The 20,634-nt window shown below is 70.7% G+C and carries 19 protein-coding genes and 1 pseudogene; 6 read left to right on the forward strand and 14 right to left on the reverse strand.

All coding sequences use genetic code 11. From position 1 onward, the window contains the following. Window positions 1-115: 115 nt before the first annotated feature. The 5 genes from DY245_RS04490 to DY245_RS04510 all read right to left on the reverse strand — a co-directional run bounded on the left by DY245_RS04490 (window position 116) and on the right by DY245_RS04510 (window position 4,205). Window positions 116-964, reverse strand: a complete 849-nt coding sequence (locus DY245_RS04490) for an SRPBCC family protein (RefSeq protein ID WP_128503716.1) — start codon at window positions 962-964, stop codon at window positions 116-118. Window positions 965-1,056: 92 nt separating this feature from the next. Further along, a complete protein-coding gene (locus DY245_RS04495; protein WP_128503718.1) occupies window positions 1,057-1,956 on the reverse strand; it encodes an alpha/beta fold hydrolase in 900 nt (299 codons plus the stop codon). A gap of 53 nt (window positions 1,957-2,009) precedes the next feature. After that, window positions 2,010-3,245 (reverse strand): beta-ketoacyl-[acyl-carrier-protein] synthase family protein, encoded by a 1,236-nt coding sequence (locus DY245_RS04500; RefSeq protein WP_128503720.1) that lies wholly within the window; start codon window positions 3,243-3,245, stop codon window positions 2,010-2,012. Beyond that, window positions 3,242-3,475 carry an acyl carrier protein gene (locus DY245_RS04505; RefSeq protein ID WP_128503723.1) on the reverse strand — a complete coding sequence of 78 codons (234 nt, stop codon included), beginning with the start codon at window positions 3,473-3,475 and terminating at the stop codon, window positions 3,242-3,244. The genes DY245_RS04500 and DY245_RS04505 overlap by 4 nt, the downstream gene beginning before the upstream one ends. Before the next feature lie 268 nt (window positions 3,476-3,743). Further along, window positions 3,744-4,205 carry a MarR family winged helix-turn-helix transcriptional regulator gene (locus tag DY245_RS04510; protein WP_128503725.1) on the reverse strand — a complete coding sequence of 154 codons (462 nt, stop codon included), beginning with the start codon at window positions 4,203-4,205 and terminating at the stop codon, window positions 3,744-3,746. Window positions 4,206-4,336: 131 nt separating this feature from the next. Between DY245_RS04510 and DY245_RS04515 the strand changes: the two genes are divergently transcribed. Further along, complete coding sequence (locus DY245_RS04515; RefSeq protein WP_128503727.1) at window positions 4,337-4,747, forward strand: organic hydroperoxide resistance protein; 411 nt, start codon at window positions 4,337-4,339, stop codon at window positions 4,745-4,747. Window positions 4,748-4,815: 68 nt separating this feature from the next. Here the strand turns inward: DY245_RS04515 and DY245_RS04520 are convergent, their stop codons facing one another. Genes DY245_RS04520 through DY245_RS04535 form a run of 4 tightly spaced genes read right to left on the reverse strand, consistent with a single transcriptional unit; the run spans window position 4,816 to window position 9,445 of the window. Beyond that, entirely contained in the window at window positions 4,816-6,222 is a 1,407-nt protein-coding gene (locus DY245_RS04520) for a GH1 family beta-glucosidase (RefSeq protein ID WP_128503729.1), read from the reverse strand. Next, window positions 6,219-7,112, reverse strand: coding sequence for a carbohydrate ABC transporter permease (locus DY245_RS04525; protein ID WP_128503731.1), 894 nt, complete (start codon window positions 7,110-7,112; stop codon window positions 6,219-6,221). The genes DY245_RS04520 and DY245_RS04525 overlap by 4 nt, the downstream gene beginning before the upstream one ends. Further along, a complete protein-coding gene (locus DY245_RS04530; RefSeq protein ID WP_128503733.1) occupies window positions 7,105-8,118 on the reverse strand; it encodes a carbohydrate ABC transporter permease in 1,014 nt (337 codons plus the stop codon). Before DY245_RS04530 ends, DY245_RS04525 begins: the two co-directional genes overlap by 8 nt. A 10-nt stretch (window positions 8,119-8,128) precedes the next feature. Continuing rightward, on the reverse strand, window positions 8,129-9,445 hold the full coding sequence (locus tag DY245_RS04535; RefSeq protein WP_128503735.1) for an ABC transporter substrate-binding protein: 1,317 nt from the start codon (window positions 9,443-9,445) through the stop codon (window positions 8,129-8,131). A 152-nt stretch (window positions 9,446-9,597) separates the two neighbouring features. On the opposite strand from DY245_RS04535, the gene DY245_RS04540 reads away from it, so the two are divergent. Then, entirely contained in the window at window positions 9,598-10,923 is a 1,326-nt protein-coding gene (locus DY245_RS04540) for an ROK family transcriptional regulator (RefSeq protein ID WP_128503737.1), read from the forward strand. Between the two features lie 181 nt (window positions 10,924-11,104). On the opposite strand, the pseudogene DY245_RS04545 reads toward DY245_RS04540, so the two are convergent. The 3 genes and pseudogenes from DY245_RS04545 to DY245_RS04555 all read right to left on the reverse strand — a co-directional run. Next, window positions 11,105-12,214, reverse strand: a pseudogene (locus tag DY245_RS04545) (MFS transporter); the annotation flags it as partial. A 205-nt stretch (window positions 12,215-12,419) separates the two neighbouring features. Then, window positions 12,420-14,135 carry an amidohydrolase gene (locus DY245_RS04550; protein WP_128503739.1) on the reverse strand — a complete coding sequence of 572 codons (1,716 nt, stop codon included), beginning with the start codon at window positions 14,133-14,135 and terminating at the stop codon, window positions 12,420-12,422. 89 nt (window positions 14,136-14,224) lie between these two features. Further along, window positions 14,225-15,751: an APC family permease gene (locus DY245_RS04555; protein ID WP_244942826.1), complete on the reverse strand. Its 1,527-nt coding sequence runs from the start codon at window positions 15,749-15,751 to the stop codon at window positions 14,225-14,227. A gap of 289 nt (window positions 15,752-16,040) precedes the next feature. Between DY245_RS04555 and DY245_RS04560 the strand changes: the two genes are divergently transcribed. Beyond that, entirely contained in the window at window positions 16,041-16,745 is a 705-nt protein-coding gene (locus DY245_RS04560; RefSeq protein WP_128503741.1) for a TetR/AcrR family transcriptional regulator, read from the forward strand. Window positions 16,746-16,817: 72 nt separating this feature from the next. Next, on the forward strand, window positions 16,818-18,227 hold the full coding sequence (locus tag DY245_RS04565) for a PP2C family protein-serine/threonine phosphatase (protein WP_244942827.1): 1,410 nt from the start codon (window positions 16,818-16,820) through the stop codon (window positions 18,225-18,227). A 33-nt stretch (window positions 18,228-18,260) separates the two neighbouring features. On the opposite strand, the gene DY245_RS04570 is transcribed toward DY245_RS04565, so the two are convergent. Then, window positions 18,261-18,788: a hypothetical protein gene (locus DY245_RS04570; protein WP_425329344.1), complete on the reverse strand. Its 528-nt coding sequence runs from the start codon at window positions 18,786-18,788 to the stop codon at window positions 18,261-18,263. A gap of 429 nt (window positions 18,789-19,217) precedes the next feature. Between DY245_RS04570 and DY245_RS04575 the strand changes: the two genes are divergently transcribed. Both DY245_RS04575 and DY245_RS04580 read left to right on the forward strand, forming a co-directional pair. Further along, on the forward strand, window positions 19,218-19,454 hold the full coding sequence (locus DY245_RS04575) for a DUF6400 family protein (protein WP_128503745.1): 237 nt from the start codon (window positions 19,218-19,220) through the stop codon (window positions 19,452-19,454). A 2-nt stretch (window positions 19,455-19,456) separates the two neighbouring features. After that, entirely contained in the window at window positions 19,457-19,687 is a 231-nt protein-coding gene (locus tag DY245_RS04580) for a hypothetical protein (protein WP_128503748.1), read from the forward strand. A gap of 18 nt (window positions 19,688-19,705) precedes the next feature. Here DY245_RS04580 and DY245_RS04585 read toward each other — a convergent pair whose 3' ends face one another. Further along, window positions 19,706-20,596, reverse strand: a complete 891-nt coding sequence (locus DY245_RS04585) for a S41 family peptidase (RefSeq protein WP_128503750.1) — start codon at window positions 20,594-20,596, stop codon at window positions 19,706-19,708. Window positions 20,597-20,634: the final 38 nt, after the last annotated feature.

A 20,634-nucleotide genomic window follows, 5' to 3' on the forward strand; every position in this document is an offset into this window, starting at 1 on the left:
TCGGCCGAGCCACCCCACACCCCCGGATCAACGGTCCCGGAGTGATCCAACCACCTCGAAGATCATTTCGTTAGGAGTTCTTATAGGGGCTGACCGGTACAGCGGCTGCGGAAATTCAGTCCTCCAGCAGCCGCGCCGCGAGATGCTCGATGCGGTCGTGCCAGGCGTCCAGCGCGGTGGCGGTGTCGAAGCCGTGGGGGCCGGTCTGGGTGAGGACGAGACGGGCGCCATGGCCGGTGCCCCGGCCCAGCTCCCAGCGGACCGTGCCCTGCCGATGCCAGCGGTACGCGAGGACCGACGGGGCCGCCACCTCGGTGACCGGCCCGGCCGGCACCTTGTGCGTCGTGAAGCCCTCCGGCGCGGGCGCATCCGCGATGGGCTCGTCTCCCGAGGTCAGCGCGGCCCAGACGGTCTCGGCAGGCCGTACGAGCTGGCGCTCGAAGCGGATCCGCGGGCCGTCCGGGGTGTCCTCGACCACACCGTGCCCGAGATCGAACTGCTCCAGATAGGCCTCGTGCAGCTCGCCGGTGTCGGGGTCCACCGCCGTCGATTCACCGTCGAGCAGCTGCGACAGCGCGGTGAGGCACAGATGCCAGCCGGAGGCGAAGCTGGCGCTGCCGAACCGGTCGCCGAAGGTGTGCACCAAGGTCAGCAGCGAGCCTTCCCCGTCCGGGGTGAGCTCCCAGCGCAGATGGTCCTCGCCCCAGGTGAAGGCGAACAGCCGGGGCTCGTCGGCATCGGTGACCGTGCCGGTCATGGTGATATCGCCGACGCCGGGCATGGTGAAGGTCATCGCCCCGCCGGGCCGGAGCTCCACGGTGACGTCGGAGGGGAACCACTGCCCGATCTGTGCCGGATCGGTGATCGCCGACCAGACCTTTTCGGGCGGATGGGCGAGCCGGCGCTCCATGTGCAGCGCGGTCCGGCCGTCGGCGGTGGTGAGGGTGTCGGAGTGGGGGTTCATGGCTGATCGTCCTCCATGGCGTCGAGATGCCGTTCCGGAGCGTCCAGGCTCCCGGCCCGCAGATGCCGGCTCGGGCAGTACCCGCCCGTGGATCACACACACGCCGGATCGGTCACCGACGGCTCCTCGCGCTCGACCGGCGCGAGGCAGGGCGCCGAGCTCAGTGGCGCATCGGTGAAGAAGCGGACCGCCAGGTCCGCGACGTCCTGTGCGCGTTCGAGCACCACCCAGTGATCGGCGTCGGGGATCGTCAGAAAGCGGCTGTCGGGAATGGTGGCCGCGAAGTCCCGCTGCCGGTCCGGGGAGGTCACCGTGTCGTGCTCGCCGCTGAAGACGAGCGTGGGGACGTCGGCCAGCCGGCCGGAGAAATCCGGACGGTCCGACATCGCACGGCGCAGCGAGTCGACGGCATGCCGTGAATGCCGGGCGGCATGCATCATCGAGCGCCTGACATAGCGGTAAGCCAGCTTCCGCCGTGTGACATGCCGGCGGGCGTCCAGACACATCAGCGCCTCGGTGACCAACGTGGCGAAGTCCTCGGTATTGCCGCGCGCGAGGTGGTCGGCGGCCCGGCGCCAGAGGTCCAGCTGCGCGGCGCTGATGTGCGCGGGCACGCCGCCGAGGGCGAGCCGCGCGATGCGTTCGGGGAAGCGCCGGGCGCACCCGTAGGCGAGGCCCGCCCCGTAGGAGAAGCCGAAGAGATTGATCTGCGGTACGTCCAGATCGTCGATGATCGACTCGATCGCCGCGCACATGAGGTCGTTGCTCGGTCCCGGGGGCAGCGGGTCGGCGCTGCCCATACCCGGCAGGTCGGCGGTCACCACGTCGGCCACCGGCCCCACATGATCTTCCATCTGCGGCCAGCCGAACATCCCTTGCAGCGCGCCGCCCAGCACCATGACGGGCTCGGTGATCCGCTCCGGCTGCCGCAGCCGCCGGTAGGCGAAGGACACCCCGCTCACCGACAAGGATCGGATCGTTTCCTCGTACATGTCTGCTTCCTTCTCGGGGAGACCGGCGGGAACGGCCGGATGGGCGTCGGCCGCTAGCGGGTCAGTACGAGCGCGGCGTTGTGGCCGCCGAAGCCGAGCGAGGTCTTGACCGCGCAGTCGAACGCCGCCGGCCGGGCCTCCTGGCGCACGATCTCGACCGGGATCTGCGGATCCGGGACCTCAAGATTCGCGGTCGGCGGCACCAGCTGCTCCTCCAGCGCGAGGACGGTGAGCGCGGCCTCGATGCCGCCGGCGGCGCCCAGCGTGTGCCCGGTCATCGCCTTGGTGGAGGTGACCAGCGCATGGTCGCCGATCACCCGCTGCAGCATGGTGGCCTCGATGAGGTCGTTGACCACCGTCGAGGTGCCGTGCGCGTTCACATGGCCGATGTCGCCGGCCTGTACCCCCGCGTCCGCCATCGCGCTGCGCAGGGCCCGCTCGATGCCGTTGCCGTCGGGGTCCGGGGCCACGGCCGCGTAGGCGTCGCTGGAGGCGCCGTATCCGCGGACATGAGCACGGACCGGGGCCCGGCGCGCCGCGGCGTGCTCGGGCCGCTCCAGTACGAGGAGGCCCGCGCCCTCGCCGACGACGAAACCGTCCCGCCCCGCATCGAACGGGCGGCAGGCCGCGGCCGGATTCTCCCGGCGGGTGGAGACCGCCTTCATCTGGCAGGCGCTGGCGATCAGCAGCCGGGAGATCGGCGACTCCGCGCCGCCGGCGATGGCGATATCGCAGACCCCGGCGCGCAGCAGCTGGTGTGCGGTGCCCAGCGCGACGGTTCCGGAGGAGCAGGCCGTGGCCACGGCCAGGCTGGGGCCCCGCGCGCCGAGATCCATGCAGACGCTGCTGGCGGCACTGTTGACGACGGTCAGTGGCGCGAGCTTGGGGGAGACCCGTCGTGCGCCGCGCGCCGCCATCGCGACATGCTGCTGGTCGTAGAAGGTCACTCCGCCGTGCGCGGAGCCGATGACCACCGCGACGCGGCTGCCGTCCCAGGTGTCCGTGTCCAGACCGGCGTCGGCGATCGCCTCGCGGGCGGCGACCACCGCGAGCTGCGAGAAGCGGTCCATCAGCCGCTGGGTCGCCACGCCGAGCAGCTCGGTGGTGTCCAGATCGGCGGTGTACATGAAGTCGCAGGGCAGATCGGCGAGTTCCTCTTGGTGGGCCACTCCGCCGGGCGAGGTTTCCTGGGTGACGGCGTGCCAGGTGGCCTTCGCCCCCACGCCCGCCGCGGTCACCATGCCCAGTCCCGTCACGGCCGCGGAGAACGGCTGCCGGCGGGCCGTCACGCCGGAACCATGCCGTTGACGGCCGCCACCAGCCGGCCCACGGTGTCGCGCGGGGTCAGCGGCACCTCTTCCAGGTCGATGTCCAGCTGGTCCTCGATGAGTACCCGGAGTTCTTCCAGGGCCAGGGAGTCGATGCGCAGGGTGCGCAGCGGGGTCTCGTCGGTGACGTCGGCCAAGGCGACCCCGAATCGCTGGACCAGCAAGGCGTTGACAACTTCTGCCGCATTCACGTGGCGCTCCTCCGCTTGTTGTGGGCGTGCTGCCAACCGCGTCCTGGGCGGGTGTTCGCCGGCGGCCCCGGCTGGTTTGGCCACCCTTTATACGCCTTCGTCCCGATGACTCCCCAGCCTTGGTAGCTCAATGGAGTGATGGGCTCGCCAGGGCGTATGACGGGGTCACGCCTCGCTTTGCGGGCGCTGCGGAAGACATCTACGTTCCTAACGCCGCAGGCGGGCGAGAGGCACGGCAGGGCGCCGGCGGACTGGGGAGGTTTTGGTGTCAGGCCTCGTCGAGTGCGCTGGTCACGCGACCCAACAGGCCCCGGAGCGTGCGGAGTTCATCGATCGTGAGGCCGGTCGCCGCCAGCATCCTGCGGGGGACCGGCAGGGCCTGTTCGCGCAGGTCATCGCCGTCGGCGGTGAGGTGGATGGTGACCGACCGCTCGTCCTCGGTGCTGCGCTCGCGGCGGACCAGGCCGGCTGCCTCCAGGCGCTTGAGCAGCGGGGAGAGGGTGCCGGAGTCCAGCCGGAGCTGTTCGCCGATGGCCTTGACCGGCTGCGAGCCGTGCTCCCACAGGACCAGCATGACCAGGTACTGGGGGTAGGTCAGGCCCAGGTCCTTGAGGGCGTCCCGGTAGACGCTGCCGAAGGCGCGCGAGGCGGCGTGCAGCGAGAAGCAGACCTGGTGGTCGAGGCGGAGCAGTTCGGCGTCGGGGACCGGAGGCCTGGTCGTAGGGGTCATGGGGTCCAGGTTAGCTCGCCGTAAGCGATTTAGTTGTGCGCAACTGAGTTGCTGGCAATTTAGATGTGTGCGATTGTTGCCGTCATCGGGCGGCCGGGGAACGGCCGCCGCGCCAACGAAGGGGAACTGTGATGGACGCGCTGTACACCGCTGTCGCCACCGCCAACGGCCGCGAGGGCCGCGCCGTCAGCTCCGACGGCAAGATCGACCTCGCCCTGGCCATGCCTCCCGAGCTGGGCGGCAACGGCGCCGGCACCAACCCGGAGCAGCTCTTCGCCGCCGGTTACGCGGCCTGCTTCGCCAGCGCGATGAGCAATGTCGGCCGCCAGATGAAGATCGACACCAAGGATGTCTCGGTCACCGCCGAGGTCTCCATCGGCAAGGACGACACCGGCTTCGGCCTGGCCGTCGTCATGCGGGTGGAGCTGCCGGCCGCCCTTGAGGGCGAGACCGGGCGGCAGCTGGTCGAGGCGACCCACCAGTACTGCCCGTACTCCAAGGCCACCCGCGGCAACATCGATGTCGCGCTCGTCATCGAGTAAGGCCGCGACGCGCCCGACGGACCGGCCCCGGCGATGGCGTGGGGGCCGGTCCGTCGGGCGGATGCGGATCAGGCCGCGCGCGGAGTGCTGCGGCGCGGATGGCTGCGGATCAGCTCGGCGTAGTGCCGGCCGCTGTCCTTGAGGGTGCGGGCCTGTGTCGCATAGTCGACATGGAACAGGCCGAAGCGCTTGTCGTAGCCGTAGGCCCACTCGAAGTTGTCCATCAGCGACCAGGCGAAATATCCGGCGAGCGGTGCGCCCTGACGGGCCGCGCGGGCGCATGCCGCCACATGCTGATGCAGATACTCGGTGCGCTCGGGGTCCTCGACGGTGCCCTCGGGGCGGACCACGTCCGGGTAGGCGGAGCCGTTCTCGGTGACGTAGATCTTGCGTGCCGCGTAGTCATGGGTCAGCCGCAGCAGCAGGGTCTCGATGCCGTGCGCGTCGATCTCCCAGTCCATGCCCGTACGGGGGACATGCGGCCGGCGCACCTGCCGGGCGAACGGCGGTGGTCCGGCCGGCTCGGCGGCGACCACGGCCGGGAAGTAGTAGTTCAGCCCCAGCCAGTCCAGCGGCTGGGCGATGGTGTCCAGGTCACCGGGGCGCTCCGGCAGCTCCACGCCGTACACCTCGCGCATGTCCGCGGGGAAGCCACGGCCGTGCACCGGGTCGAGCCACCAGCGGTTGGTGTGCCCGTCCATCCGCCGCGCCGCCGCGGCATCGGCCTCGGAGCCGGTGGCAGGCTCGACGGTGCTGAGATTGTTGACGATGCCGACCTCGGCATCCGGTGCCCCGGCCCGGATCGCCTGTACGGCCAGGCCGTGCCCGAGCAGCAGATGGTACGAGGCGCGCACCGCCGCCGTGAGATCCGTGAGGCCGGGCGCCATCCGGCCTTCGAGATGGCCGATCCAGGCCGAACACAGCGGCTCGTTCAGCGTCGCCCACTGCCGGACCCGGTCGCCGAGCTTCCCGGCCACGACCGCGGCGTACGCAGCGAAGTGCTCGGCGGTCTCCCGCACGGGCCAGCCGCCGCGGTCCTGGAGCGCCTGCGGCAGATCCCAGTGGTAGAGGGTGGCGCACGGGGCGATGCCCGCTTCGAGGAGGCCGTCGACGAGCCGGTCGTAGAAGGCCAGACCTCTGGCGTTGACCCGGCCGTCGCCCTCCGGCACGATCCGCGGCCAGGCGAGCGAGAACCGGTAGGCGCCGACGCCCAGTTGACGCATCAGGGCGATGTCCTCGCGCCAGCGGTGATAGTGATCGCAGGCCCGGTCGCCGGTGTCGCCGTTGTCGGTCTTCCCCGGGGTGTGCGAGAACGTGTCCCAGATGGAAGGCGCGCGGCCGTCCTCGGCGACCGCTCCCTCGATCTGATAGGCCGACGTGGCCACGCCCCATGCGAAGTCGTCCGGCAGGGCGGCGAAGTCGATCCGGTCGGTCACGGCGTTCCTTTCCGTGGGGGGCCTTTCGGCACGGTTCATTTGACGGCCCCGGCGGTGAGCCCGGCGACCAGATAGCGCTGGAGCAGCAGAAACCCGGCGACCACCGGGACGCTGACGACCAGGGACGCGGCCATGACCTGGTTCCAGTAGACGTCGTTCTGTGTGGCATAGCCCTGCAGACCGACCGACAGGGTGCGGGTGGTGTCATTGGTCATGACGGACGCGAACAGCACCTCGCCCCACGCGGTCATGAACGCGTACACGGCGACCGCGACGATCCCGGGGAGCGCGGCCGGCACCACGACCCGGAAGAGCGCACCGAGCGGACCGCAGCCGTCCACGTACGCGGCCTCGTCCAGCTCCCGCGGCACCGACGCGAAGTAGCCGGCCAGCATCCAGATGGAGAACGGCAGGGAGAACGTCAGATAGGTGAGGATCAGCCCGCCGCGGGAGCCGTAGAGCGCGACGCCGGTGGAGTTCCCGATGTTGACGTAGATCAGGAACAGCGGCAGCAGGAAGAGGATGCCCGGGAACATCTGGGTGGACAGCACCGTGAGGGTGAAGACCCGCTTGCCGCGGAAGCGGTAGCGGCTGACCGCGTAGGCCGCGAAGATCGCGATGAGCACCGAGCAGAGGGTGGCCGAGCCCGCCACGATCAGCGAATTGGTGAAGTACCGGGCCAGCGGCACCGTCCGCCAGATGTCGAGATACGGACGGATCGTCAGCTCGCTCGGCAGCCAGTGGAAGGTGCCCGAGACATCCTCCAGCGGTTTCAGCGAGCTGCTGAGCATCACATAGACCGGGAGCAGGACGAAGCCGGTCAGTGCGGTGAGGAAGATCCGGCGGATCCAGCGGAAGGAGCGGGGCGGGGCGGTGGGGGAGCGCCTGCGGACGGCTGTGCGCGGCGGGCGGTGAGCGGTGCTAGCCATCGGCATGCTTCCTTCCGCGCGAGGTGGCCAGCAGATAGCCGGCCGTCACCACCAGCAGGAACAGCAGCAGCAGGACCGACATGGCCGAGCCGGTACCGAAGTTCCAGGTGACGAACGAGGACTGGTAGATGTGGAGGGAGAGCAGATCGGCGGCCTCCGGGGCGGCCTTCCCGAAGAGCACATATGGCGTGTTGAAGTCGTTGAACGTCCACAGGAACAGCACCAGCACCAGCACCTGGTTGACCGGCCGCAGCGACGGCAGGGTGATCCGCCGGATCTGCCGGACGAGGCCCGCGCCGTCGAGCGCCGCGGCCTCGTAAAGATCCTTGGGGATGCTCTGCAGCGCCGCCGTCACGACGAGGAAGGCGAACGGCCAGGTCTTCCAGACGGCGACGACGAGCAGCGCGACGAAGCTGTTGTCGCCCAGCAGCCAGAAGGGCCGGCCGTCGGTGAGGTGCAGCTGGTCGTGCAGCACATGGTTGACCAGGCCGTTGTCCCTTTGGAACATGAACGCCCAGGTGATCACGGCGGCGTAGATCGGCAGTGCGTACGGGGTGAGGAAGAGGGCTCGCAGCAGGCCGCGCCCCCGGAAGTTGTCCTGCAGGAAGATCGCGGCCGCGGTGCCGATGAGCCAGCACAGTCCGACCGCCAGCACGCTGAACGCACAGGTGACCAGGAACGAGTGCAGCAGCGCGGCGCCGACCGGTGCGTCGAGGTCGACGGTGACCCGGTAGTTGCCCAGTGCCTTCCAGGGGGCCGCGTCCCAGTTGCCGATGGTGAGCTGCGTCAACTCCTTGAAGCTCATGACGATGCCGATGACCATCGGTACGAGATGGACCAGCAGTTCCAGCAGCAGTGCGGGCAGCAGAAGCAGATAGGGCAGGCCGGCGCGGCGCAGCCGGGCGGGCAGCAGGACCCGGCGGCGCGTGGCGGGGGCCTTGCCGCCAGGACGGCCGCCGCGGCCCGGCGGCGCCTGCTCGCGCGCGGTGGTCGTGGTGGTGGTCATGGCCGGCCGCTCACTTCGCCATCTGCTGCTCGGCCTTGGTCAGCCGCGCCCTGACCGACTCGGTGGTCACGGGATGGCCGGCCGCCGCATCGGCGAACAGATCCTTGATCGCGGTGCCGACGGACGTCTCGAACTGCGCCTCGTCGGCGACCTGGGGGAGCGGCGCGGCACTCCTGGTGAGGGTTTCGCGCAGCACCTTGGTGTCCTGGCGGTTGAACGCCGGGTCCTGCTGGGCGGCCTTGACGGGCGGCACCGAGCCGTAGGTCTTGTTGAGCAGCTTCTGCTCGGCGTCGCTCGTCATGAACTTCACGAACTTCCGCGCGCCGTCGAGATTGTGGGTGTTCTTGAAGACGGCGATATTGATGCCCGCGAGCATGGAGTTGATCTGCCGGCCGGTGCCCGGAGTGCCGGACGGTACGGGTACCGGGACGACGCCCCAGTCGTCCGGCTTCATCCCGTCGGCCGCGAAGGTGGTGGCCGCCGCCTGCCACAGCACCATCGCGGTCCGGCCCTTGGCGAAGTCCCTGAGCGACTGATTCTGTCCGTACTCGGCGTTGCCCGGGGCGATGATCTGGTCCTTGGCCATGAAGTCGACGTACTGCTTGACCGCCGCGACCGCGCCGTCCGAGGTGAAGGTGGGCTTGCCGGCGGCGTCGAAGAAGTCCGCGCCGTGCTGCTTGCCGAGGGCGAAGGCCTGATGGATGTTGTTGGTCAGCTGGCCGCCCTCGGCACCCAGGCCCCACGTGCCGTCCTTGGAGATCTTCTTGCCGTCGGCGACCAACTCATCCCAGGTCGCCGGGGGTTCGCTGATCCCGGCCTCCTTGAACATCTGCTTGTTGTAGTAGAGCGCGTACGTCAGCGAATACAGCGGAACCGCGGCCGGGTCCTTGCCCGCCGCGCCCGTGGCGCCCAGCGCCGGCGCCACGAACCGGTCACGTCCGCCGATCTCGTCGAGGTTCCGCTTGTCCCAGGGGAGCAGCGCGCCGGTGGCCTGGAGGGACGCGGACCAGGTGTTGCCGATGTTGAGGACATCGGGCCCCTGCCCCGATGTGGTGGCCGCCAGGATCCGGTTGAGCAGATCCGGCCACGGAATGACCTCCAGCTTGACCTTGATCCCGGTCCGCCGCTCGAACTTCTTCAGCTCGGGACCGAGGATCTTCTTGTCCGCCTCGACATTCGGCCCCTGGTTGGACGCCCAATACGTCAGCGTCTTGGGGGAGTCGTTGCTTCCCCCGCCACCGGGGCTGGTCCCGCCGCCGCATCCGGAGGCCGCCGCGGCGAGCGCGGTGACGGTGGCGGTGACGGTCGCGGCTCGGAGTATGCGCATGACGGATACGCCTCTCTCTGAGGAGTCCGGAGGTCGGCCATGTTCAGTTCCTGAACGGCCTCATGGCTTAACTTAGGGTGTGAGTTAAAGCCCGAGAGAAGGGCGCGTCAAGAGCCCGAACGGCGGTAGGTTGCGGGCCGGGAGGGAACCAGATGGTCGAGCGCACCCAACGGACCGTGCGTGACCTGCGGCGCGCCAACCGCACCGCGGTTCTGCAACGGTTGTATTTCGACGGGCCCATGAGCCGGCAGGAACTCGGCCCCGCAACAGGCCTCAGTTCAGGATCCGTCAGCAATGTCGTCGCCGAACTCACCGAGGACGGACTGCTGGAGGAGGCCGGCATGGTTGGATCCGACGGCGGCCGGCCGCGCACGCTGCTCCGGGTGGCCCCGGCGAGCGGCGCTCTGATCGGCGTGGACGTGGGAGAGACCCGGGTCAGGGTCGAGCTCTTCGATCTGTCCCTGGCTGAACTGGCAGGCGCCGACCTGCCGTTGGCGAACGGCGAATACGACGTCCAGCTGATCACCCGTCATATCGCCGACGGCATCGCCACCGTCCTGCGCAAGAGCGGTATGGCCCCCGACCGGCTGCTCGGCGTCGGTGTCGGCGTCCCCGGAATCGTCGACCGGACCGGCCCGGGCGGCGCGGTCGTCCACGGCCAGACCATCGGCTGGGACGCCGTACCGCTGGAAGACCTGCTGCGTGACGCCGTCGAACTCCCCGCCGACGTGGGCCTCTTCATCAACAACGGCGCCAAGGCGCTCGGCCAGGCCGAGATGTGGTTCGGCGGCGGCCGCGGCACCAAGGACGCCGTCATCGTGCTCTTCGGCTCCGGCGTCGGCGCCTGCATCGTCACCGACGGCGTCATCCACGGCGGCACCCGCGACAGCGCCGGCGAATGGGGGCATCTGACGGTCAGCGTCCGCGGCCGACGCTGCCGGTGCGGTGCCCGCGGCTGTCTGGAGGCGTACACCGGATCCGAGGCACTGCTGCAACGCTGGCGGGAGGCGGGCGGCCAACTGCCCGTGGACGCCGACGAGGAGACGGCGATCAGCGTCCTGGTCGCCGCCGCTCACCCCCAGGACAGCACCCTCACCCCCGATCCGGTCGCGCTCTCCGTCCTGGACGAGACCGCCGAGTACCTCGGGGCCGGTATCTCGGACCTGATCAATCTCTTCAGCCCCGAACGCGTGCTCATCGGCGGCTGGGCCGGTCTCCAGCTCGGCCCGCACATCCTGCCCGCCGTCCGCACCTACGCCACCGCCTACTCCCTCGCCCACCCCGCCGGCCGCGTCACCATCGACCTCGGCATGCTCGGCCCCGACGCCGTCACGGTCGGCGCGGCGACGCTGCCGCTCGCGGACTTCTTCGCTCAGGGCGGTCGGCGGGCGATGCCGCCGGGGAAGCCGGGGGAGCGGGTGACGGTGCCGGTGTGGCGGACGGCGCTGGAGGGGCGGGTGCGGCGGACGCCGGGGTGAACCGCCGCTCCCGCACCAGCAGCAGCGCCACCGCACAGGCAGCCACTCCTGCCGCGCAGCTCAGTGCGAACGCGGCGCGGAACCCGTAGGCCTGCGCCAGCGGACCGGCCACCACCGCGGCCACACACTGCCCGACGATCAGCCCCGACCCCAGGAGCGCCATCGCCTCGCCCATCCGCGCGGGCGGTGCGATGCGCTCCCCGAGGCCGAACACCGCGATCAGATGCGGCGCCACCGCCGCCCCGATCCCGGCGATCGCCAGCGCCGCGCCGACGAACCCGTCCACGACGAGCAGCGGCAGCGCCAGCAGGGCCTGCGCCACGATCGCGAGCCGGAGCCGGACCGTCGGATCCCGTTTCCCCGGCAACGCCGTGCCGACCAGCCCCGCCAGCGTGCTGGTCACGGCCATCGCGCCCCAGACGAACCCGGCCATGCCCGCATCGCCCAGATGCTTGGACAGCGCGCTGACGCCGGCGTTCGCGGCGCCCCAGATGATTCCCTGCGCCAGCGCCATCGCGAACAGCACCATCAGCGCGGGCGAGATCAGCCGCACTCCGGCCGCGGCCGCCCGTTCGCCCCGTACCGGCCCTGGAGCCGTTGGATGCAGCGCGAACAGCACACCGAAGACGGCACCGAGCACGGCCGCGAGCAGAAGCCCCGCGGCGGGGTGGCACAGGACCACGACCGTGGCCGCCAGCGCGGGCCCGGCCATGAAGGTGATCTCGTCGATCGTGGTGTCCAGGGACAGTGCACGTCCGGTCAACTCCCTTCCCTCTGGACGCGATGCGGTGAGCGCGATCCACCGCGTCCGCGACAGCGCCCCCACCTGAGGCATCGTCACCCCGACCAGGCCCGCCAGCAGCGCCTGCACCACCACCGGCAGCCCGCCGAGCACCGCCCCCACCAGCGCCAGGATCGCCACCGAATTCGCCGCCGAAGCCACCAGGATCACCGGCCGATGCCCCCGGCGGTCGGCCAGCCGTCCGATCGGCGTTCCGCCCACCGCCTGCCCCAGCCACAACATCCCCGCGACGACCCCGGCCCGGCCGATGCCGTCCAGCTCGGTCAGCATCAGCAAGGTGCCGATCGGACACAGCGCGGCGGGCAGCCGGGCCAGGAACGAGATCACCGGCAAGCGGATCCCGGCAACGGAGAACACCGCGCGAAATCTCGTAAAGGCAGCCACAGAAGCGGACGCGGCATGGGCCACGGACGCGGACACAGACGCGGACACAGAACCCCCGATGAACGACTGGGCCCAGTAGATCCGCACCTCGTCACCGGAAACCATCCGCACGTCATCCGAAAGGGCGCCGCCAGAAGCCCGCCGGGTGTGGAGGAAAGCCCAAGTCGGTTCGGGCGCCGACGCCAGGCCGGCGCGTGACCGTGCGCCGGCGCGGCGCGCCGCGATGATTCCGGTGCGGTCCGGATATCTGCCGCCCCGGAATCCGGAGGCGGCCGTACCGGCCCGCGGCTGAGCGCCGCGGGCCGTTTCCTCAGGCGTTGTCGGCCGCGTACACCCGGCGTCCTCCGACGAACGTCTGCAGAACGCGGGTCGACGCGATCTCCTCGTCGGGGCCGTCGAACGGGTCGCGGTCCAGGACGACCAGATCGGCCAGCTTTCCGGGCTGGATGGTGCCGGTGTCGTCGAGGTGGTTCGCATAGGCGCTGCCCGCCGTGTACGCGGCGAGCGCGGCGCCCAGGTCGATGCGCTGCTCGGGCAGGAAGGCCGGTGTCGACGGCGGGTCGTCCGGCGTACGGCGGTTGACCGCGACATGCAGCGCGGCGATCGGGTCGGGGGAGCTGACCGGCCAGTCGCTGCCCGCCGCGAGGGTGGCGCCCGAGCGCAGCAGATCGCCGAACGGGTACTGCCAGGCGGCCCGTTGGGCGCCCAGGAAGGGAATGGTCAGCTCGTCCATCTGCGGCTCGTGGGCCGCCCACAACGCCTGGATGTTCGCGGTCGCCCCGAGCCTGCGGAAGCGCGGGATGTCATCGGGGTGCACGACCTGGAGATGGGCGAGGTGCGGCCGGGTGTCGCGCCGGCCGTTCGCCTGCCGGGCCGCCTCGACCGCATCCAGCGCCTCCCGCACGGCCCGGTCGCCCAGGGCGTGGAAATGCACCTGGAAGCCTTCCGCGTCCAGGCGGGTGACGTAGCTCCGCAGCGCCTCGGGGTCGATGAACGAGATGCCGCTGTTGTCGGACGCACAGCCGCACGCGGTCAGGTAGGGGGTGAGCATGGCCGCCGTATGGTTCTCGGCGATCCCGTCCTGCATGATCTTCACGCTGGTCGCCCGCAGCCGGCCGCCGGTCAACACCGAGCGCTGTTCCAGGAGTTCGGGGATCTGCTCGGCGCCACGCGCCCGGTCCCACCACAGCGCCCCGGTCACCCGCGCGGTGAGCTTCCCCTCGCGCCTGGCGGCCACGTACGCGGGGATGGTGTCGACCATTCCGGGAGCGCGCCCCAGCATCGCGTCCTGCCAGGCGGTCACTCCGTACCCGTGGAGCAGGCGCTGCGCCCTGAGCAGGCCGGCGGTCTGCTCGGCGAGGCTCGGTTGCGGAATCAGGTCGGCGACCAGCTGCATGGCGCCCTCCTGAAGCATGCCGGTCGGGCGGCCGTCGGCGTCCCGCTCGATCCGCCCGTCGGCCGGGTCCGGCGTGCGGGAGGTGAGCCCGGCCCGTTCCAGGGCAACGGAGTTGGCCCAGCCGCCGTGGTGATCGCGGTTGACGAGGAACACCGGGCGGTCGGGCACCAGGGCGTCCAGGAACTCCCGGGTCGGCATGCCGCCGGGGAACGCCTCCAGGGACCAGCCGCCGCCGGTGATCCATGGCGCCTGCGGATGCGCGGCCGCATACCTGCCGATCAGTTCGCGGTAGGCGTCGGCCGTTTCCGCCGCGCTCAGATCGCACTGGGCCAACTCCAGCCCGCCGCCGACCGGATGGACATGCGCGTCCTGGAACCCGGGGATCAGCAGCTTGCCCCGCAGATCGACAACGTCCGTGGCGGGCCCGATCAGGTCGCGGACCTCCGCGTCGTGCCCGACGGCGACGATACGGTCCCCGCGCACCGCCACCGCGCTCGCCCGGCTGCGTGCGGGGTCGACGGTGTGCACGGGGCCGGAGAGGAAGACGAGGTCGGCGGGGCCGTTGCCGGGGGAATCGAGGGTGGTGGCTTCCGGGGTCGGCTCGGGGTCCACGGTGGTGCTGAGGTCCATGTGGCAGTTGCTCCAGTTGCGTTGGGGATATACGTAAGTGTCGCTGGGGTTCGGTGTGCACGGGGGCGGTGGGCGGATCCGGCGTACGGTCAGCCATTCGACGGGCTCGGCAGCGGCGCCCCGTCCGCGTCCATCGGCAAGGTGATCGCATCGGCGTCCGTGCCCCGGCCGGTACGGAAATACGGGGCGCGGCGTACCCACTTGGCCCACGCGGCGGCCGCCAGACCCAGCAGCACGAACAGCGCGGGCAGCGCCAGCATGAACCAGCCGTTGTCGGGGCTCGCCTCGAAGTGATCGGTCATGGTCGCGTAGTCCCAGACGAGGTATGCGCCGAGTCCGAACAGCGTCAGCGCACTGGCCGCCGGGACGACCACGTCCCGTAGCGCGCGCACCGCGCCGCCGCGCAGGCTGTCGCGGAAGCGCACCGCGCAGGCGAGCGCGGTCAGTCCGTAATAGAGGGCCACCGTCAGGCCGATCGAGTTGACGGCGGTGAGGATCATGTCGTTGAGCTTGGGGATGCCGACGGCGAGCACGGCGAGCAGTGCGGCGACGGCCATGATCAGCAGGGTTCCTATGGCGGGGGAGCCGTAGCGCGGGTGCACCCGCTGCCACACCGGGCCCAGCGTCCGGTCGCGGGCCATCGCCAGCGCGCCGCGGGCGGTGGGGATGACGCTCGACTGGAGGGAGGCGAACGCGGAGCACATCAGCGCGGCCAGCGGAAGGGAGGCCCAGGGCTCCGGTGCCAGTTTGCTGCCGAGGAAGGTGAGCGCCTGCGGCCCGTTGCGGATGAGTTCTTCGGTGCTCATCACCCGCTGGAAGGCCAGCGCACCGACGAGGAACAGGCCCAGCATCGCGACCAGCGCGATTAGTCCGCCGCGGGCCGCGTCGGAGGAGCTACGGGTCTCCTCGTTGACGCTGAACGCGGCGTCCCAGCCCCAGTAGAAGAACACCGCGAGCACCATCCCCTGCGCCAGCGCCTGCGGCGAGCCGATGTCGAACGGGTTGAGCCAGGACAGCGAGAACGGCTGGTCGCCGGCGAACAGGGCGTATCCGCAGAAGATCAGCAGGACCGCGTACTCGAAGATCAGCAGCCACATCTGCATCCGGGTCGCGGCCCGTACGCCGGTGATGGCGGTGACCGTGACGGCGACCAGCGCGACCAGCCCGACGGCGGTGCTGATGCCGGTCGAGGCCGGATCCAGCTGGAGCCCGAGCACGCTGTGCAGGCCCAGCTTGTTGAGGAACTGGAGCACGACGGACCCGGTCACCGCACCCGTGTACGCCATGAAGATCACGTTGCCGACCAGCACCACCCACCCGGTCAGAAACCCGGACCAGGGGCCGATCGACCGGCCCACCCAGGTGTAGCCGCTGCCGCAGTTCGGCTCGCTGCGGTTGAGCCGGGCGTACGACAGCGCGATGCCGAGGATCGGCAGGAAGGCCAGTAGCAACAGGGCCGGTGTCTGCCGCCCGGTATACGCGGCCAGCGCGCCCATCCCGATGCCGATGCTGGTGGTCGCTGCGGTGCTGGACGCGGCGATCGCCACCCCGTCCTTCACCCCCAGAGAGCGGCGCATTCTCGCCGGGCCGGGGTCCTGCTGCACTGCGGAGGGCATGGCATTCACTCCTTGGGCGGGGCGGGCCGGACCGGTCGCGGCCAGGCCGTGGGGAAGGCGGAGAGGCGTGAGAAAAGGCGGGGGAGGCGTGAGAGAGGGCGCGGGGTGCGGCGCCGCGGTGGTGATCCGTGCCGGTGTCCGCTGATGAAACCTCCCGTACATTCTTGTGTCAACGGTGTTGACGTAACCTGATGGTTAACTGGCCCGTAGAGGCCCCGGCATCGCCCAGGCATTGCCCAGGTGCGGCCCACGCCGGGGCTCGGGGTGGGAGTGGAGCGGGAGGGGTCCGGTGGCGGAGAGCGAGCGCGTCCCGGCCGAGCGCAAGCGGCGCCGGCCGACCAGTTCAGGCGTCGTCCTGTCGGCCGATCTCATCGTCGACGCGGCCTGTGAACTCATCGACTCCCAAGGCGCGCAGGCATTCACCGTACGCAAACTGGGAGCGGCCCTCGGCGCCGATCCCTCCGCCGTCTACCGCTACTTCCGCAACACCGAGGATCTGCTGCTGGCGGTGGCCGACCGGCTCATCGGCGAGTCCATGGCCGGGTTCGCGCCCAGCGGCGACTGGGCCGCCGACCTGCGCGACCTCGTCCTGCGTGCCTACCGGTCCGCGCTGCGCCACCCGCAGATCGCCGTGTTCAGCACCGTTCGCGTCACCGGCCGGCCCCATGAGCAGCGCGCCGTGGACACCGGTATCGGCCTGCTGCTCCAGGCCGGATTCGACGACGCCACCGCCGTGCGCCACTACCACACGCTTGTCGACACGGCCCTCGGTCACGCGGCCGTGGACGCCGGCGTAATGCGGCTGGCTCCCGCCCAGCGCGCGGCCGACGAGCAGGCCTGGCAGGACGAGTACGGCAGCCTGCCCGCGGACGAGTACCCCAGCGTGCACCGCGTACGGGAGCACCTCACCCTCATGGGAGGGTCGGCCGTCGAGCCCACGCTCGACCTGCTCATCGCGGCGCTGCGGCGAGAGGTGGCTCAGCGGGCGGAGTAGCAAGGTCGGCGCTACAGGTAGGGCGAAAGGGGTGATCCGGGCTTTTCACTCTTCTGAGTGCAAACATGAAGCATGCCCTTTGAACGGCTGATGCACCTTCGGGGACGACAGGAACTGAGTCATGTCCTGGTGCTGATCCCGATCGGGCTGATCGTCGCGGTCTGCACCATCGATGTCCTCGCGCCGCCCGACATCCACCTGGGGCCTCTGCTCGTCGCGGCTCCCGCGATCACCGCGGCCTTCGCCGGGCCCCGTCTGACGGCGGCGATCGGTGCGCTGGCGGTGGCCGCCCAGGTGTTCATCGGCATCGCGCGCGGCGTCCTGTCCACCGAGAACCTCGAAGCGCAGATCGCCGCATTGGTGGTCGTCTCCGCCCTGCTCGTGCTCTTCGCCGTCGTACGGGACCGCAACGAGCGCCGGCTCACCAAGAGCCGCTCGGTGGCCGGTGTGGCCCAGCAGGTCCTGCTCCGGCCGCTGCCCGCGCGCAGCGGCCGGCTTGAGATCGCCTCCTGGTATCTGCCGGCCGAGGAGGAGGCGGAGATGGGCGGTGATCTGTTCGCGGCGGCGCGCACCACGTCGAGCACCCGGCTGATCATCGGCGATGTCCGTGGCAAGGGGCTGCCCGCCTACAGCCACGCCGCGCTCATCCTCGGCGCGTTCCGGGCGGCCGCCCACCGCCAGGCCACTCTGCCCAAACTCGCCATCCATCTGGATGGCGCCGTCCGCTGGGACAGCAGTCAGTGGCGCAATGTGCCGGGGGCTGGGGCTGGGGCTGGGGCTGGGGCTGGAGACGGGGCTGGGGACGGGGACGGGGTAGAGGCGGAAGCGGTAACGGCGGACGGTGCCAGGGCCGATGCCGCTCCCGGCGCGGCCGCCGGCCTCGTCCCCGCTGCTGCTCCAGCCCCCGGCTCCGATCCCGTCCCCGCCACCACTCCCGGCCTCGGTTCCGCCGCCGACCCTGTCCCTGCCACTGACCCCGCCCCCGAACCCGATTCCGCCCCCGATGCCGCCCCCGTCATCGAGACCGACACCGACGAGACCTTTGCGACCGTAGCCCTGCTGGACATCCCCGACCACTGGCCCGTACTCCGCACCATCAGCTGCGGCCACCCGCCCGCGCTGCTGCTGCGCGACGGGCAGGTCATCACCCTCCACCCACGGCGGCCGGCGCTGCCGATCGGGCTGGGCTCGTTGGCCGGCGGCCCGGACTACGAGGTCGAGACGTTCCCGTTCGAGCCCGGAGATCTGCTGCTGCTCTACACGGACGGTGTGACCGAGGCCCGGGACGACAAGGGCCGCTTCTACCCACTGGTCGAGCGCGCCGGCGCCTGGAGCGGATGCAGCCCACAGCTGCTGCTGGGACAGCTGCGGGCGGATCTGCTGGTGCATACGCGGGGGCGGCTGGGCGACGACGCCGCGGCGGTCGCGGTGCGCCGGCTGCCCGGCCCGTCACCGCGCGCCGGGGGCCCGGCCGCTTCCTAGGCCCCGTTCGGACCCGCGGGGCGTCCAGCCCCGTCAGCCGCCCAGCCCCCGCTGGACGGCCAGGCACCCACCACAGTTGTAGTACGTCACATCCCAGTGATCGCCCTCCTTGTAGTAGACGTTCCCGCTGCCGGACTTCCACTTGGAGCCGCCGATGGAGGTGAAGGTTCCGGTGATGTAGTTGGTCAGACACGAGGAGAGGCTGAATTCGACCTTGTAGCCGTTCCAGTGGCTGTACGTGCCGCTGGCGTGGCCGGTCTCGGTGCCGCCGGTGAGGTTGATCGCACAGCCGGTGGCGCCCTTGAGTGTGATCACGCCGTCCACGGTGGCCGAGTTGATCTGGTCGAACGAGGTGCAGGTGGCGTTGTTCCGGTCCGAACAGCCGCCGCTGGAGGACCAGCTGATGCCGGCCGCGCGGAACTTGCTGGTGGCCTGCGCATGGCTGAGCTTGGCGAGCAGACCGGGCCCGGCCTGAGCGGTGGCGCCGGCCGTGTCGGGGATGCCGGGAGCGGCGGCGTACGTGGTGTTGGCGGTGCCCACCAGAGCGCCCGCCGCGAGCATGACAATGCTGAACCCGGTCGCCGCCGTACGTCGGAGTATCGATACCTCCTGGGAGAGGGGTGAAGGCCCCGAGCGTGACCGGGGCGGCGAGGCGCGTCAACAAGGCCGCCCGACGACGAACCGGCCAGCGGGCCGCCGTGGCAGGGGGCGCGGGAGAGGTGCAGGGCGGGGCGGGGCGGGGCGGATGCGAGAGCGGGATGAAGTGCATCACACCTCGAATTCATGGATATATCGGGCGCATCCGTAGAAAAATCCGACCTGTAAATTCCCTTTTGCTCGGTTTCATACCGCTTCGATGCTTCACGCTATGCCATCGCCTCTTCCGGCGATCAAGCCCCCGAGCCGGTGCCCTCCGTCTGACGCTTCCTCAGCGCCGTCCCTCTTGATAGACACGTCCGAATCATCCGCAAGTGGTATGGGACGCGCACGATGAACGACCGCAACACCTCGGACCACCAGATATTCGAGCTCGACCTCGCCGACCACGAAGCCCGGCGGCGGACCGAAGTCCTCGCGGCGCTGGGCGATGCCTGGGACCCCATCGCGGTGATGGAGGGCGAGGCGGACGCGTACCGGCTCCTCTACTCGGGCCTGGACGCGGAGCAGCAGGCCACCTACGACATGCTGGTCGCCGCGGGCGTGCTGCCGGCCTCCGGACAGGGCTGAGCATGCTGCCGCTCGACCCCACCGCCGATATCGGCCGCCGGGCCTGGGTCCCCTGCCCCAGGTGCCAGGACCACCAGGGCTGCGGAACCTGCCTCGACGGCCGCACCTGCGGCGACCACTGGCGCTACCTCCTGTCGAACAAGGGCAGCGTGCTGCATCTGCAGTGCCCCAACTGCACCCACCTGTGGGCCTGGGAGTCGGGCTTCGGAGCGGGCGGCCGCACCGACGGCTGACGGCCGGGGCGCGCTCTGCTACGCCAGGCGCCGTATCGCCTCCTCGTACGCCACATCGAGCGCCTTGTCGGCCGCTACGGCACGATCAGGCTGCACGCCGACGCCCTCCCAGTTCGTGCCCGTGACGGCGTTGATGGTCCGCGCCGTCGGCACGGTGACCGTGATGTGCTCCGTCACCGGGTGCCGGTTGGTGGGGTGCGCACCACCCCGGGTCGTCTCCCCGACGAGTTCGGCCCGCCCGTACGCCTGCAAGGTGTACGCCACGTCCTCCCCGCCGGAAAACGTGGTCGCGCTGGTGAGCACGTACACCGGGCGGTCCAGATAGCGGGGCGCGGGGAGGTGCGAGGCGGTCCAGTACTGCCGGGTGGAGTCGGTGGCGCGCTCGTAGATGTCGTTGAGGTGCACCTGGCCGTCGGGGAAGAAGTAGCTGCACCACATCGCCGCGCCGTCGGGTGCGCCGCCCAGGCACTCCCGTAGATCGAGAATGAGGGCACGGGTGTGCGCGACCAGCTCCATCGCCGCGCCGATCGCCCGGCCGCCCTCCCCGGCGTCGGCTATCCGCCGGACGTCCAGATAGCCGACATTGCCGTCGAGGTGCTCGACGCGACTGATGCCCTGGTTCTCGGCCCTCAGCAGCGCCAGGAAGGCCGCCCGGCCCGCGTCGTCGTCCGCCGGCTCGGTGGACTGGGGCTCGTCCTGCCACAGCAGCCTGAGGTGCTTGTCCGGGCAGGCTTCCTGCAGATGCGCGGTCACCGCCTCGCAGAACGCGGCACCGCTCAGCGCGTCGTACTCGCCGGCCGCCAGCCGGCCCCGGATCGCCCGGTCGGCCTCGGCGGCTCGCTGCGGGAAGACGTAGTCCGCCACTATGCGGCCGAGGGCGCTGTCAATGATCTCTGCGGGGGTGGGCATTGCTGCTGGTCCTCGATTCCGGTCGGGGTGGTGACGGT

Origin of the sequence: Streptomyces inhibens (genome assembly GCF_003389455.1) — a bacterium.
GTDB lineage: Bacteria > Actinomycetota > Actinomycetes > Streptomycetales > Streptomycetaceae > Streptomyces > Streptomyces inhibens.